We start from the raw sequence: 13,744 nt of genomic DNA on the forward strand, positions 1-13,744 counted from the left end.
ATCCCGGTCTGGCCGATCAAGGCAGCCAGCAGCCCAAATACGTTCAAAGCCGCGAACAAGGCCGGCCAGCGCCAGATCAGCCGAGGCGAACGAGTGCCCGTCATTCAGCCGCTCCCGGCAACGGCATGGCGACTGCGGAATGCCGCTGCGCTCTCGCGGCACGCGACCGTGACAGCCAGAGATACAGCCCGCTACCAAGCACGACGATGGTCACGAGGTCGAGCAGCACCCAGATGATCTTCAGCGGCATGCCGCCGTAATCGCCGAAATGCAGCGGGCGAGACAGCTCCAGCGCGCGCAGATACCAGGGCATAGCCACTGCCGACACCAGCGCGCCGCTCCTGGCATCGACCAGCACCGGGCTGAACAGACGCGAGGTCAAGGGCTCCCTCCCCTTGGTCCAGACCACGTAATGGAAGGGCGATCCGAAGGGCGCGCCCGGATAAACCACGCTGGTCGCGATCATCTCGGGGAATGCCGCTTTTACCGCGTCAAAGGCTGCCTGAGGCGACGAGAGTTCGGAAGTCTCCGGCACCGGCTTGCCTTGCATCGGCGCCAACAGCGCGCGCACATCGGTTTGCTGCCACAGCGCGAACAGCGGGGTCGAGAGTTCGTTGATCACGCCGGTCGCGCCGACCACCAGGGCCCAGCCGAGCGTCACGACGCCGAGCAGATTGTGCAGGTCGAGCCATCTCAGCCGCGGCGATCGGGCCGCCCGCACGATGCCGAAATCGAGCTTGCGCATGAATGGCCCGTAGATGGCGATACCGGAGACGATCGCCGCGACGAACAGCAGAGCCATCCCGCCGAGAAACAGCTCACCCGGCAGTCCCGCGAACAGGTCGCGATGCAGCGTGAGCATCAGTTGCAGGAAGGTCAGCCCGTCCGCACCGAACGGCTTCGTCTGCTTCAGTACGTCACCGGTATGGGCATCGAACCGGATCGAGTACAGCGCTTTGCGGTTGGTGTTGTACGCCGCCCACGAACTCGCCATGTAGACCATGATCTTGGGCTCGTCGTCATCGACGAATACCGAGATGATGGTCTCGCCGGGATACAGCTTCCGGCTGACCTCGACGATCCGGTCGAGACTGACATTGGGCGTGCCCTCCGGCACCTGTGCGTAGGGCAAGGCGTCGTCGAGCAGGCCCTCGATCTCGTCCCTCAGCACCAGCGGCAGGCCGGTGATGCAGATCAGGAGCAGGAACAGCGTGCAAATCAGGCTCGACCATTTATGCACGAAGAGCCAGCGCCGTAGCGCCGGCTTCCGTTCATAGACACGTTCTCTGGAAATCGCCTGGTCGCTCATCGCGAGCCCCTACCAGCGGTACCGCAACGTCGCGATGACGTTGCGGCGGAGACCATAGTAACAGCCGACGTCCTGGCAATAGGTCACATAGGTCTTGTCGAACAGATTGGTCGCGTTGACCTGCGCCGAATAGCCTTTGAACATCGGCCCCAGGGCCGAGAAGTCGTAATGGATCGCCGCATCGAACAGCGTCACGGCCGGGACATAGAAGGTGTTGGCCGTGTTGCCGGGAAGTTCGCCGATATAGCGGACGCCGCCGGAGAGGCCGAACCCGTCCAGCGGACCGCCGCGGAACGTATAGTCCGCCCAAGCCGAGGCGGAGTTCATGGGAAAGCCGACCGGATGCTTGCCGAACTGCGTGGCGGTATTGGTCTTTGTCACGACGTTGTCGAGATAGGTGTACGAGGCCAGCACCGTGAGCTCGCGACTGATCTCGGTCTTGGCCTCGAACTCGACGCCGCGCGATCGAACCTCGCCGGTCTGGACGCGCGAGCCGACCGGATGGGTCGGATCGGTATCCGGCGTCAACACGTTCTGCTGGACCAGATTGAACGCCGCAATCGTGTACAGCGATTTTTCGTTGGGCTGATACTTGATGCCGGCCTCCTCCTGCTGACCGGTCGTCGGCACGAAGGGACGGTTGAGAGCATCGGTTCCGGCGGTCGGCTGAAACGATTCCGTGTACTGGACATAAGGCGCAACGCCGTTGTCGAATTTGTACAGCAGCGCAGCACGTTTGGTGACCGCTGTGTCGGATTTTGATGCGATCGTGGTGACATTCGATGCGAGCGACGTGCTCTCGGTGCGGGACTGGGCGAGATCATGACGGATGCCAAGGAGCGCCACCCAGCGATCGTACTTGATCTGGTCCTGGATATACTCGCCGAGCTGCTCGATCCGCTGGCGATTTCTGGTCGTGAATGGCACCGGTCCGAACGGCGTACCATAGACCGGATCGAAGGCGTTGATCGACGGCACGGAAGCAAGCAGGCCGTTGAGGGTCTTGTCGACGCCGTTCCGGTAATCGACGCCGGCGAGCACGGTGTGCTCGATCGGGCCGGCGAAGAATTTCGCCTCGACTTGATTGTCGACGGCGATGGAGTGGATAGTTTCCTGGGTGGTGTAGGCGCCCCGGGTCATATTGGTGGGATCGGTGCCGGAGTTGGGGGACACCACAGCGAAATCGGTGCTGAGATCGGTGTAGCGCAGGTTCTGCCGCACCTTCACATTGTTGTTGAAGCTGTGATCGAACAGATAGCCGACGGAGCCGTAGGTGCGATCCGTCTTGTCGAAGACCGGCTCGCCCGAATAGAAGCTGGTCGGGATGAAGCTGCCTTTGTAGGGCGTGATGGTGCCGATTCCGCGCGGCAGCAGCTGATTGTAGAACCCGGCCTTGGGATCGCGCTGATAGGTGCCGAGCACCGTCAGCGTGGTATTGTTGTCCGGACGCCAGGTCAGTGACGGCGCGATGGAAATGCGCTGGTAATCGCCATAATCGACCTGGCTGCCGACGTCGAAACCGGACGCCGTGAAGCGGTAGAGAAACTCCTTGTTCTTGTCGATCGGCCCGGACAGGTCGATGCCGGCTTGGGCGCGGCCATAGCTGCCGGTCGAGACGAACATCTCGTGATAAGGCTCTAGCGTCGGGCGCTTCGAGACCATGTCGACGAGACCTCCCGGCGACGACTGGCCGTACAGGATGGAGGCTGGGCCGTGCAGGACTTCGACTCGCTCGAGATTGAATGGCTCGACGAGGGAGTAGGCGAAGATGCCGAAATTGAGCAGCCGCAGTGAATCCAGATACTGGTCGGCGAGAAATCCGCGGACGTAGACTGCATCGGTGCGACCGTCGGCGCCGGCGAGCTCGCCGCGCGTACCCGGCGTATAGCGCACCGCCTGCGTGATGCTCTGCGCGCCTTGAGCCTGGATCTGATCCTGAGTAACGACCGAGATCGCTGCCGGTGTCTCGATCAGCGGCGTGTCGGTCTTGGTGCCGGTTGCGCTCCGCGTCGCGACCACGCCGTCGACGTGACCGAAGGCCGATTCCTTGCGATTCGTGCTGGCGCCGGTCCCGGCTGCAGCGGCGGCGCGGGCGGCTGTGTTCGCGCGCAAGGCGGCTCGCGTGCGGGCCGCGCTGCGGTTGCGCGAGGACGACGTATTCGCTCGCTTCGGCGATGCGCTGCTCTGGACGATCACCGGAGTGAGCTCGGTGCCCGCCCCGCCGGTCGATCCCGCCGCCGCTGATTGGGCTGCCGCCCCTCCCGTAACAACAATCAAACCGATCAAGCTGACGGCCCCCATGAGCCGCCAACGCCCCACTTCCAAAACGCCCACTGCAAACTTCCCCCAGGTTCAGACTGCGAATGGATGCAGCCGGAACAACGAGTTACCGCAGCAGTTCAATGCGGGGTGATGGAAGCCTTCAACATTACAGGTTTTCTATTTCCAGACTGGGAAGGCGCTGCACCCCGGAACCGAATGGTGCAACGCTGGGCGTGGCCGGCGGCCGCAGCCAGGTTCATTGCTTTTGCAGAAGCCACGGCCGGGCCGGTCGGATGAAGACGTGGAGACGGCTCGGATGCCCTGCGCAATTCTGCATCATTGGGCTCGATTGCCCTGCCACTCACGCAAACGCTACTCGGATGGGCAGTCGGTTGCCGCTAAAAGCATCATCCTGATTCCCAAAGCTATTTTACTCAATGAAACCGTCCGTCAAGGCGAACCTCGCCGCATTCCAGCACGACGCCAGGCTCTATCTGACCCTCGGCATCGCCAATTGGTCTATATTCGTCGACCATATTCCAAACAACGTCGTCAACCTGCTGACACAGCGCAACTTCGGCTTCAGTGGCGCGGCGGACCTGTTTGTGTTCGTGGTGGGCTACGGCGTTGCCATCATCCATGGCAGGATGGCGCTGGAACGCGGTTACGTCGTCGCGGCGACGCGGATCTTTCGCCGCGTCTGGCGGCTCTACGCCGCCTATGTCGTGCTGTTCGTGATCTATATCGACTTCATCGCCTATGTCGCCTCGCAGTCGAGGGCGCCGGAGATCATCCACCAATACAATATCTCCGGGATTCTGGATCATCCGCTCCGCATCCTGATCCGCGGCCTCGTGCTCCAGGAAGAGCCGCTGAACCTCGACCTGCTGCAGCTGATGATTCCGCTGATGGCCTTCTTCCCCTTGGCGCTGTGGGGCCTGTTGCGACGGCCGAACGTGACGCTTGCCGCGTCCATTGTGCTCTATCTTGCCGCTCGCTGGTTCGACTGGAGCTTTTGGGTTTCTCCGGACCAGGAATGGACCTTCAATCCGCTCTGCTGGCAGATGCTGATGGTGCTGGGCGGCTGGTTCGCCGTCACCGGTGCGTCCGGGCGGGCGCTACGCGATCTCCCCTGGCTGCGGATACTCGCCGGTAGCTATCTGGTCTTCGCGCTGGCGGTCACCCTGTTGCGCCGTTCGCCGGAATTGTCCGCCTATCTGCCGGACCTTCTCCTCACCACCATCGCGCCGACCGACAAGGAGGACCTCGCGCCTTATCGCGCGGTTCACTTCCTCGCGCTCGCCCTCCTCGCGACCCATCTTGTCCCCGCCGACCACCCGGGGCTGCGGTTGAAACCGCTTCAGGCGGTCACCCGATGCGGTGAGGAATGGCTCGCCGTGTTCTGTGTCGGCGTGTTCCTGTCCTTCGCGGGCCATCTCATCCTGATCACCGGACCCAACCTGTTCGTGATGCAGATCGTGGTGAGCATCATCGGCTTCGCCGCGATGACCGCGGTCGCCTACTACGTCGCCTGGTCGAAGCGGCAGGACCTGCCTGCCGCCCTGCGGCAGCAGGCCTAGATCCGATTCTGCTAGGCCGAAGGCCGGGGCTGCGCTATGCCGGAAATTCTGCGTGAGGAGACCGGCGTGGCGATGGAGAAAGGCGGGGGTGATGAGGCTGACAACGCGCCCCGGCGCGGCCGGCCGAGGTCAATCGAGACCACCAACGCCATTCTCGAAAGCGCCTATGCGCTGATGGCGTCCACCGGCCTTGCCGCCACCACCATCGACGCCATCGCGCGGCATTCCGGCGTCTCCAAGATGACGGTCTACAAATGGTGGCCGTCCCGCGAAGCGCTCTTGATCGACGCCTTTCTTCACCATGCCGCGCAGATGCTGCCGCTGCCGCCGGCGAGCTCCGGCAACCCCGCGGCGCGCGCGCGCCGCCACGCGGCCGCCTATGCCGAGGCCCTCCAGGGCGAGTTCGGCAAGGTCCAGCTCGCCGTCGTATCCGAATGCATCTCCAAGACCGGCTCGGCGGAGCTGTTCTATGCGCGCTATCTGCAATTCCGCCGCGACGCGCTGGTCGGGATGATCGCCGCCGGTCAGAAGGACGGCAGCATACTGGCCGAGGGGCCTCCCGAGGATCTCTACGACGCGATCTACGGCAGCCTGTTCTATCGCTACGTCTTCGGCATCGCGCCGGTCACGCCGGCTTACGCGCGCAGCCTCGTCGATCTCGTGCTGCGGCCCAAGGGCTAGCTGCGCGAGGGCCTGACCGGCGCCGAGATCTTGTCGGTGCGGTCACGCTCGGTCATGTCGACCACCGTCTCCATCGGCGCGGTCAGTTCATAGACGTAGGAGACGTCGGTGAAGAAGCGCTTGGCAGTCCCGCCTAACGCCTCGGGCGCGACGCGATCGAGAAGGATCAGGCCGAAATCGGAATCCGGCCGGCGCGTCGCCTCGCTGGTGTTGAACTCCTCCCAGCGGAAGTGGAAAACCTCGGCGCCCTGCTCGCCAGTCACCGTCCAGTTGGCGGTGATGTGCGGATGCTTTCCCACCAGCGACAGTCCCTCGTCGGAATGCGAAGCGAGCTCGAAGAACAGCAGCGAGAGGCTCTGCGCCGCGCGTGCGCTGACGGCGATGTCGGGACCGGTGACGGCGATGCGGTCGGCGTGCGGGATGGCCCGCGCCTCGAACAGGCCCTTCAACTTGACGCCCTGCCACTGGCTCTCGCTGAGCAGCGAAACCACGTTGGACATGGCGTGGATGCGCCCGATCAGGAGCTCGCGTGCGACGTCGATGTCAGAACCGTGGCGCAACGTGCGCGTCACGATCGACTGGATCACCGCCAGGATGTTCTTGACGCGGTGGTTGAGCTCGTCGATGACCGCGGTCAGCCGGCGCTCGAACCCGATCCTGACCTGGATCTCGCGGCTGAGCCGCAGATTGTTGTAGGCGACATAGCCGAACAAGCCGCACACCATTGCCGTGATCGCAAAGCCGATCGCCGCCACGATGATCGCGGTCTGCTCGGCGCGGCGTACCGAATTGGACTTGGCGTAATAGGCGAGCTGCCAATCGCGTCCCCCGAAGCTGACCGTACGCGTGGCCGACGGCGCCGGCCCCTCCGCGGCCACCCTGCGGGTGGAAACCACGCCCTCCTGGTTGGCGATCAGTTCGCCGCCCTCCTTGCGCGGATCCCTGAGCGCGACCGCGAACAACGACATGTCGTCATTGGTCAGCATCAGCGTGGCAAGCTCGTAGGAAAATGTGACGAACCCGGCCGGCTCCACAGCTCCCTCGGGAACGACGGGCGCAGCCACGATGATGCCGACCGTGCCTTTGTCGTGGATCAACGGCACCGGATCCGAGGCGACAGTCCTCTTCTCCGCGCGTGCCCGCGACAGCATGGCGCTGCGGACTGGATCCTGATCGTAGCTGCGGCCGGGCAGCGCCTTGGTCTCGTTGCTGCGGGGCTCGAGATCCAGCAGCACGTCGATCGGCCGGGTGACATCGGCAGGATTGATCGGCTTGTCGTCGTAGCCTCGAATTTGTGGATTGGGGAAGCCGGCGGCGGCGATGGCGGCCTGCGCGGCGGCAATCTCGTTCGGCTGGAGCCGGGCCACCCAGCCGGCCACGACGAAATCGGTCTTGAACGCGTAGATCGCCGAGCGCAGCGGCTCCAGCATGTTGGGCTTGATCACGGATGGCGCGCGGAACAGGCCTGAGGCGACACGCGCGAGCAGCTCCCGCTCGGTGAGGCGGTCCTGCACGAGGCTCGCATGAACGTCGATCGCACGCGCGAGCGCGATCCGGTCCAGCGCCAGCTCCTGGTCATGGACGCGATAGGCCGCGAGCCCCGAGAGCAAGGCTCCGAGCAGAGCGATGAAGCCGATGATGAAACCCAGCCTGACCACGCGACTACTCAGGCGAAAGCAGGAGGTCGGCAATGAACACGGAGCATATGAATGCCGCTCGAACGGCCTCGGGCCGAAGCAGGGTCAACGCAAACCCCAGTGGCGGAGATAATGAAGGAGGAGGCATCAGTACGCAACTTGGGTCGCCTGAAAAGCTTAATCCGCCCGGCCGATTGTCTGGCCGGGAAGAATTGGCCCCCGGGCACCGGAGGTAATTAATCGCCGTGTCCGAAATTTGTTCCGCGGCTGCGTCACTATTCGGGCGTTAACGGATGAAAAAACACCTGCGCCGGCGGCCGCGTCCGGTCAACCCGCCCGTTTCAGACCGCCCTTGGTCTCGATGAAGCCAACGATGCGGTCGAGGCCCTCACTTTTCTTCAGGTTCGTCATGACGAAGGGGCGCTCGCCGCGCATGCGCCTGGCGTCCGTTTCCATCTTCTCGAGGGAGGCGCCGACATGAGGCGCGAGGTCAGTCTTGTTGATGACGAGCAGATCGGACCGGGTGATGCCGGGACCACCCTTGGAGGGGATCTTGTCGCCGGCCGCCACGTCGATCACATAGATGGTGAGGTCGGCCAGCTCCGGAGAGAAAGTGGCGGCGAGATTGTCGCCGCCGGACTCGATGAGGACGAGATCCAGCCCGGGAAACTTGGCGCGCATGTCCGCAACCGCAGCGAGATTCATCGAGGCATCCTCGCGAATCGCGGTGTGCGGGCACCCGCCAGTCTCGACGCCGGCGATGCGGTCCGGCGTCAGCGAGCCAGAGCGCACCAGGAACTCGGCATCCCATTTGGTGTAGATATCGTTGGTGATCGCCGCGATGTCGTAGCGCTCGCGCATGGTCTTGCAGAGCAGATCCATCAGCGCGGTCTTGCCCGATCCGACCGGGCCGCCGACGCCGACACGCAGAGGGCCGTGGGATTTCGACATGTCACGCGCTCTTTCTCGATGGGTTGACGGCCGCACCGCTCACGAGCGGAACAGCCGCGTATATTGCGTCTCGTGCCGCAAGCTGGCGAGATCGGCGCGGAAAGTCGCGCCGCCGAGATCGTCCAATGCCGCACTCAGGGCGCGATGGGCGGTTGCGGCCACGGCGGTTTCCAGCTGCACCAGCGCACGCTGGCTATCGGTCTGGCCGAGCGGAATGAGCCGGCTGGCCGCAGAAATCCAATTCGAGACCAGCGCATGCAGGAAGGCGTGCAGCGTCGGCGCCAGCGGCACGCCATGCATCGCGGCGACGACACCGACCGCCACCGGATAGACCAGTGGATTGCGGCATGCGGCAACCATCGCATCCAACCCGTCGGCATCCCACGCGGCCCGGGCGATCTCGATGAAGGCGCGGCCTTGCGACGTCGTTTCCAGCTGTCGCTCGCGCGACGGCACGAAGGCGGCGGCAAGCTCGGCGAGTTCGCTCAAAGCGGCAGGCTCGTCCGCTTCCGCGGCACGATAGGCATGGACCAAAAACGTCGCGTCACAAAAGCCGGAGCCGTCGCCGAGCATCGCATCGAGCCAATCCGTCAGCGAGGCAACGTCGGTGACGTCTCCCGCCTCGACGGCCCATTCGATGCCGCTGGAATAGGAGAAGCCGCCGACCGGGAACGCCGGCGACAGCCAGGTCATCAGCCGGTACAGCGCCGCGGCCTCGCCCTCGGCGAGAGTCCCGGCGCCGACCGGCTCATTTGTGGTCATGAGCATGCTTGTGGCCGTGGTGATGGTCGGGATGGTCACAGTGCTCGTCGTCGTGATGATGGTGTTCATGGCCGTGGTCGTGACCATGATCGTGGTGGCCATAATCGTGGTGATGAGGACCATGGTCGTGATGCCCGTGATCATCGTGCCCATGCGCGTGGCCGGCATCGGCGTAAGCCCCGCCCTCGGGATCGAACGGCGCCTCGATCTCGATCACGCGAGCACCGAGGCCCTTCACCATGGCCTCGATCACGTGGTCGCGGCGGATGCGCAAGGCCTTGGCCAGGATCTGCGTCGGCAGATGACGGTTGCCGAGATGCCAGCCGACGCGAACAAGGTGATGCGGATCGCGACCGCGGATCTCGAGCAGCGGCTCGGCAGCCGCGACCACTTCGATCAGCCTTCCGTCCTCCAGCACCAGCGCGTCGCCGCCGCGTAGCGCGACGGCCTGCTCCAGGTCGAGCAGGAATTCGAGCCCGCGGGTGCCCGTCATCGCCATGCGGCGGCGATGACGGTCGTCGAAATCGAGCACGACCGTATCCGCCGGCGCTTCCGTGAAGCGATGCTGTCCCTTGACCTGCGTCGCGCGGATCATGCGTTGACCTCTTTACCGTGTCTCGACCTTCTCGGGCGTGATCACCTCGATCTTAGGTGGTGCCGTGAAGCATTTGACTGCGACGCGACCGAACGTCTTCATGTGCTCCATCCCCCGGTGCGGCACCAAAGCCTCGGCATTCTCCCACTGCTCGACGAACACCATCTTGCTGGGATCGGTGACGCTCTCGTGCAGATCATAGGCGATGTTGCCGGGCTCCTTGCGGGTTTCCTTGATGCAGGCGGCGGCCGCTGCAATGAATTCCGCGCGCGTTTCGGGCTTGATGGTCAGGGTAGCAACGACGTAGATCACGAGAAATCCTCCCGGCTTTTCTTCTCAGGGTTACGATACCGGGCGGGACATTAGACCAGGCGGGACCGAACGCAAGATCGCAAAAGCTGCCCCGGACACCGCCGGGGACATGCGTTGAGGCGCTATTTCAGTACATGAAATATCGCTGCGCCATCGGCAACACCTCCGCAGGCGCGCAAGTGAGCAGCTCGCCGTCGGCGCGCACCTCATAGGTCTCCGGATCGACCTCGATATTGGGCGTGGCGTCGTTGTGGATCATGCTCTTCTTGGAGATCTTGCCCCGGGTATTCTGGACGGCATAGAGCTTCTTCTCGATGCCGAGCTTGCGCGCCAGCCCGCCGGTCACGGCGGCCTTCGAAGTGAAGACCACAGATGATGCCGTGCGCGCCTTGCCGAAGGCGCCGAACATCGGCTGGTAGTGCACCGGCTGCGGCGTCGGGATCGAGGCGTTGGGATCGCCCATGGGCGCGGCGACGATCGTGCCGCCCTTGACGATGCAGTCGGGCTTGACGCCGAAAAAGGCCGGCGACCACAGCACGAGGTCGGCGAGCTTGCCCTTCTCCACCGAGCCGATCAGCTTCGACACGCCATGCGCGATCGCGGGGTTGATGGTGTACTTGGCAATATAGCGCTTGACGCGGAAATTGTCGTTGTCCCTGCCCTTGTCCTGCGGCAAGGACCCCCGTTGCTTCTTCATCTTGTCGGCAGTCTGCCAGGTCCGGATGATGACTTCGCCGAGACGGCCCATCGCCTGGGAATCCGAGGACATCATCGAAAGCGCGCCGAGATCGTGCAGGATGTCCTCGGCGGCGATGGTCTCCTTGCGGATGCGGCTTTCGGCGAAGGCCAGATCTTCCGCAATCGAAGGGTCGAGGTGGTGGCAGACCATGAGCATGTCCAGATGCTCGTCGATGGTGTTGCGGGTGAAGGGTCGCGTCGGGTTGGTCGAGGACGGCAGCACGTTCTTGAGGCCCGCGACCTTGATGATATCGGGGGCATGGCCACCACCCGCGCCTTCGGTGTGGAAGGCGTGGATGGTGCGGCCCGTGAAGGCCTTGATGGTGTCCTCGACGAAGCCGGACTCGTTCAGCGTGTCGGTGTGGATCATCACCTGGATGTCGTGGTCGTCGGCGACCGACAGGCAATTGTCGATCGCGGCCGGCGTCGTGCCCCAATCCTCGTGCAATTTCAGCGCGCAGGCGCCGGCCCTGATCATCTCGACCAGCGCGGCGGGGCGCGAGGCGTTGCCCTTGCCGGAAATGCCGAGATTGACCGGGAAGGCGTCGAAGGACTGGATCATCCGCGCGATGTGCCAGGGACCGGGCGTGCAGGTGGTGGCGAAGGTGCCATGCGAGGGGCCGGTGCCGCCGCCCAGCATCGAGGTGACGCCGCTCATCAGCGCGTGCTCGATCTGCTGCGGGCAGATGAAATGGATATGGCTGTCGAAGCCGCCGGCGGTCAGGATCTTGCCTTCGCCCGCGATCACGTCGGTGCCGGGGCCGATCACGATGGTGACGCCGGGCTGGATGTCGGGATTGCCGGCCTTGCCGATGCCTGCGATCATGCCGTCCTTGATGGCGACGTCGGCCTTCACGATACCCCAATGATCGACGATCAGCGCATTGGTGATGACGGTGTCGGCCGCGCCCTGCTTATTGGTGACCTGCGACTGCCCCATGCCGTCGCGGATCACCTTGCCGCCGCCGAACTTCACCTCCTCGCCATAGGTGGTGAAGTCCTTCTCGACCTCGATGATGAGGTCGGTGTCGGCCAGCCGCACCCTGTCGCCGGTGGTGGGGCCGAACATGTCGGCGTAGACGGAACGCTTCATCTTGACGGACATCACAAGCCCCGTTTGCGATTGAATGTCTGGTTGGTCACAGCAAGGCCCTTGCTGCTTTCACGGTATCGTCGAATTTTGTATCGAGCCATGGATTGCCGCCGCGGCAAGAGGCGATGCGTTCCGAGAATTTCTCCACCAGCTCTTCGCGCGTGGTGTCGGTATCCTCGATGGTGTCATGCAGCCAGCCGGCCGCAACCGGTTCGGCATCGACGCCATCGATCGCCGTTGCCAACGGGTTCGCGACCTCGGCCAGATGATTGATATAAGGCTCCTTGCCGCGCCCCTTGCGCGCCATGCCGCTATGCCGACACGCAGCCAACTCGGCAGCTTCGGAAATGAGACAGACGGGCGGCCGCATGCCTCACAGTTTCCCCATCACGTCACCGCGGAAGCCGTAGATCGTCTTCTTTCCCGCCATGGCGACGAGCTGCACGTCGCGGGTCTGGCCGGGCTCGAAGCGGACGGCGGTGCCGGCGGCAATGTCGAGGCGCATGCCGCGGGCCTTCTTGCGGTCGAACTTCAGCGCGGGATTGGTCTCGAAGAAATGGTAGTGCGAGCCGACCTGGATCGGGCGGTCGCCGGTGTTGGCCACCGTCAGCGTCACGCGCATGCGGCCGGCATTCAGCTCGATCTCGCCGTCCTGGATGAAGAGTTCGCCGGGAATCATGTGCTACCTCGTCTTGCTCTGCTGCGTCATGGCCGGGCTTGTCCCGGCCATCCACTTGGCGTCACCTGGTTCGAAGGTCGTGGATGCCCGGGACAAGCCCGGGCATGACGGTGTTGATATAGCGCCGTGTCTCACCTGATCGGCTCGTGCACGGTGACGAGCTTGGTCCCGTCAGGAAAGGTCGCCTCGACCTGGATGTCGTGGATCATCTCGGGAATTCCGGGCATCACCTGGTCGCGGGTCAGGACCTGCGCGCCGGCTTGCATCAGCTCGGCGACGGTGCGGCCATCGCGTGCGCCTTCGAGGATGAAGTCGGAGATGATCGCGATCGCCTCGGGATGGTTGAGCTTGACGCCGCGGTCCAGCCGGCGGCGCGCCACGATCGCCGCCATCGAGATCAGAAGCTTGTCCTTTTCGCGGGGAGACAGGTTCATGAAGAATCTCTTCCGTTCAACACGTCAATTCCGTCATCAATTCAGCCAGAGCCGCGGCAGTGCCGCGCCGGTGCGCGCCAGCACCCTCATCATGTCGGCGCGCAAGCCCGCTGCATCTTGGGCACAGAACCGCGCCATTGCAAAGCCATTCCAGGCGGATATCCCGACTTCCCCGGCGAACGAGTCCGAAGCCTCGCGAATGCGCTCGAGCAGGGTCTCGTCACCGGGCACGATCAGGGCCGTGCCGATCGCCGCGCCGCCTTTGGCGACTGCGGGCCGCGCGAGCTTGGCGCCGATGTCGCCGGTGAGCCTGACCGTCTCGGCGAACACCAGCCTGCCGCCACGCCGCAGCCGCCAGCGGTCGATGAACTCGCCCTGCTCCATCCGCTCGCCCATGGCGGTGCGGCCGAACACGACGATCTCGCAAAGCAGAAGAGAGGCGGCTTCGTCGAGCGCGATGTCGAAGCGACGGTGGACGCGGGCGCGATCGAACAGGATCGTCTCCTGCGGCAGCCAGGCGAGATGCGCGCCTGCATCGACCTTCAAGGATATGTTGAGCTGGGCCGCGGCCCCGGGGGCACGATAGACCTTTTCGGCGGCGGCGGTCGTCAACGTCAGTTGCGAGCCCTGGCCCGCCGTGATGTCGACGTCGAAACTATCCCCGCCGGCGACCCCGCCGGCCGTGTTGACGAATACGCCGGAGAGCCCCTT

At 64.2% G+C, this 13,744-nt stretch carries 15 protein-coding genes; 3 read left to right on the forward strand and 12 right to left on the reverse strand.

Annotation, left to right across the window (positions count from 1 at the left end; translation table 11 throughout):
- Positions 1-100 precede the first annotated feature (100 nt).
- Together JHD07_RS14180 and JHD07_RS14185 are read right to left on the reverse strand one after the other, a co-directional pair.
- Positions 101-1,309 (reverse strand): PepSY-associated TM helix domain-containing protein, encoded by a 1,209-nt coding sequence (locus JHD07_RS14180; protein ID WP_291623130.1) that lies wholly within the window; start codon positions 1,307-1,309, stop codon positions 101-103.
- A gap of 9 nt (positions 1,310-1,318) precedes the next feature.
- On the reverse strand, positions 1,319-3,421 hold the full coding sequence (locus JHD07_RS14185) for a TonB-dependent siderophore receptor (RefSeq protein WP_291623131.1): 2,103 nt from the start codon (positions 3,419-3,421) through the stop codon (positions 1,319-1,321).
- On the opposite strand from JHD07_RS14185, the gene JHD07_RS14190 reads away from it, so the two are divergent.
- From JHD07_RS14190 to JHD07_RS14200, 3 genes are all read left to right on the forward strand, one after another.
- The gene (locus JHD07_RS14190) at positions 3,408-3,722 is read left to right on the forward strand and encodes a hypothetical protein (RefSeq protein ID WP_291623132.1); all 315 of its coding nucleotides are present in this window, start codon (positions 3,408-3,410) and stop codon (positions 3,720-3,722) included. The two genes, JHD07_RS14185 and JHD07_RS14190, sit on opposite strands and share 14 nt — an antisense overlap.
- Before the next feature lie 286 nt (positions 3,723-4,008).
- Complete coding sequence (locus JHD07_RS14195) at positions 4,009-5,151, forward strand: OpgC domain-containing protein (protein ID WP_291623133.1); 1,143 nt, start codon at positions 4,009-4,011, stop codon at positions 5,149-5,151.
- A gap of 72 nt (positions 5,152-5,223) precedes the next feature.
- A complete protein-coding gene (locus JHD07_RS14200) occupies positions 5,224-5,832 on the forward strand; it encodes a TetR/AcrR family transcriptional regulator (protein ID WP_291623158.1) in 609 nt (202 codons plus the stop codon).
- Here the strand turns inward: JHD07_RS14200 and JHD07_RS14205 are convergent.
- The 10 genes from JHD07_RS14205 to JHD07_RS14250 all read right to left on the reverse strand — a co-directional run.
- The gene (locus tag JHD07_RS14205) at positions 5,829-7,490 is read right to left on the reverse strand and encodes an HWE histidine kinase domain-containing protein (protein ID WP_291623136.1); all 1,662 of its coding nucleotides are present in this window, start codon (positions 7,488-7,490) and stop codon (positions 5,829-5,831) included. The genes JHD07_RS14200 and JHD07_RS14205 overlap by 4 nt on opposite strands.
- 306 nt (positions 7,491-7,796) lie before the next feature.
- Positions 7,797-8,420 (reverse strand): urease accessory protein UreG, encoded by a 624-nt coding sequence (ureG, locus tag JHD07_RS14210; RefSeq protein WP_291623138.1) that lies wholly within the window; start codon positions 8,418-8,420, stop codon positions 7,797-7,799.
- Positions 8,421-8,459: 39 nt separating this feature from the next.
- Positions 8,460-9,188: an urease accessory protein UreF gene (locus JHD07_RS14215; RefSeq protein ID WP_291623160.1), complete on the reverse strand. Its 729-nt coding sequence runs from the start codon at positions 9,186-9,188 to the stop codon at positions 8,460-8,462.
- Positions 9,169-9,777: an urease accessory protein UreE gene (gene ureE / locus JHD07_RS14220; RefSeq protein ID WP_291623139.1), complete on the reverse strand. Its 609-nt coding sequence runs from the start codon at positions 9,775-9,777 to the stop codon at positions 9,169-9,171. The genes JHD07_RS14215 and ureE overlap by 20 nt, the downstream gene beginning before the upstream one ends.
- A 12-nt stretch (positions 9,778-9,789) precedes the next feature.
- Entirely contained in the window at positions 9,790-10,089 is a 300-nt protein-coding gene (locus tag JHD07_RS14225; protein ID WP_291623141.1) for a putative quinol monooxygenase, read from the reverse strand.
- A gap of 127 nt (positions 10,090-10,216) precedes the next feature.
- The gene (gene ureC, locus JHD07_RS14230; protein ID WP_291623143.1) at positions 10,217-11,932 is read right to left on the reverse strand and encodes an urease subunit alpha; all 1,716 of its coding nucleotides are present in this window, start codon (positions 11,930-11,932) and stop codon (positions 10,217-10,219) included.
- A gap of 34 nt (positions 11,933-11,966) precedes the next feature.
- Positions 11,967-12,290: an HD domain-containing protein gene (locus JHD07_RS14235; RefSeq protein WP_291623145.1), complete on the reverse strand. Its 324-nt coding sequence runs from the start codon at positions 12,288-12,290 to the stop codon at positions 11,967-11,969.
- A gap of 3 nt (positions 12,291-12,293) precedes the next feature.
- Positions 12,294-12,599 (reverse strand): urease subunit beta, encoded by a 306-nt coding sequence (locus tag JHD07_RS14240; protein ID WP_291623147.1) that lies wholly within the window; start codon positions 12,597-12,599, stop codon positions 12,294-12,296.
- A 131-nt stretch (positions 12,600-12,730) separates the two neighbouring features.
- Complete coding sequence (locus tag JHD07_RS14245) at positions 12,731-13,033, reverse strand: urease subunit gamma (RefSeq protein WP_195802235.1); 303 nt, start codon at positions 13,031-13,033, stop codon at positions 12,731-12,733.
- Between the two features lie 36 nt (positions 13,034-13,069).
- A partial coding sequence (locus JHD07_RS14250) for an urease accessory protein UreD (protein ID WP_291623150.1) occupies positions 13,070-13,744 on the reverse strand: 675 nt, incomplete at its 5' end.

This window comes from Bradyrhizobium sp. (assembly GCF_016462955.1).
In the GTDB taxonomy this organism is placed as follows: domain Bacteria; phylum Pseudomonadota; class Alphaproteobacteria; order Rhizobiales; family Xanthobacteraceae; genus Bradyrhizobium.

Coding starts and splice junctions, on each gene's coding strand:
- JHD07_RS14180 (WP_291623130.1), bottom strand. CDS start 1,309: ATGAGCGACCAGGCGATTTCCAGAGAACGTGTCTATGAACGGAAGCCG.
- JHD07_RS14195 (WP_291623133.1), top strand. CDS start 4,009: ATGAAACCGTCCGTCAAGGCGAACCTCGCCGCATTCCAGCACGACGCC.
- JHD07_RS14200 (WP_291623158.1), top strand. CDS start 5,224: ATGGAGAAAGGCGGGGGTGATGAGGCTGACAACGCGCCCCGGCGCGGC.
- ureG (WP_291623138.1), bottom strand. CDS start 8,420: ATGTCGAAATCCCACGGCCCTCTGCGTGTCGGCGTCGGCGGCCCGGTC.
- JHD07_RS14215 (WP_291623160.1), bottom strand. CDS start 9,188: ATGCTCATGACCACAAATGAGCCGGTCGGCGCCGGGACTCTCGCCGAG.
- ureE (WP_291623139.1), bottom strand. CDS start 9,777: ATGATCCGCGCGACGCAGGTCAAGGGACAGCATCGCTTCACGGAAGCG.
- ureC (WP_291623143.1), bottom strand. CDS start 11,932: ATGTCCGTCAAGATGAAGCGTTCCGTCTACGCCGACATGTTCGGCCCC.
- JHD07_RS14235 (WP_291623145.1), bottom strand. CDS start 12,290: ATGCGGCCGCCCGTCTGTCTCATTTCCGAAGCTGCCGAGTTGGCTGCG.
- JHD07_RS14240 (WP_291623147.1), bottom strand. CDS start 12,599: ATGATTCCCGGCGAACTCTTCATCCAGGACGGCGAGATCGAGCTGAAT.
- JHD07_RS14245 (WP_195802235.1), bottom strand. CDS start 13,033: ATGAACCTGTCTCCCCGCGAAAAGGACAAGCTTCTGATCTCGATGGCG.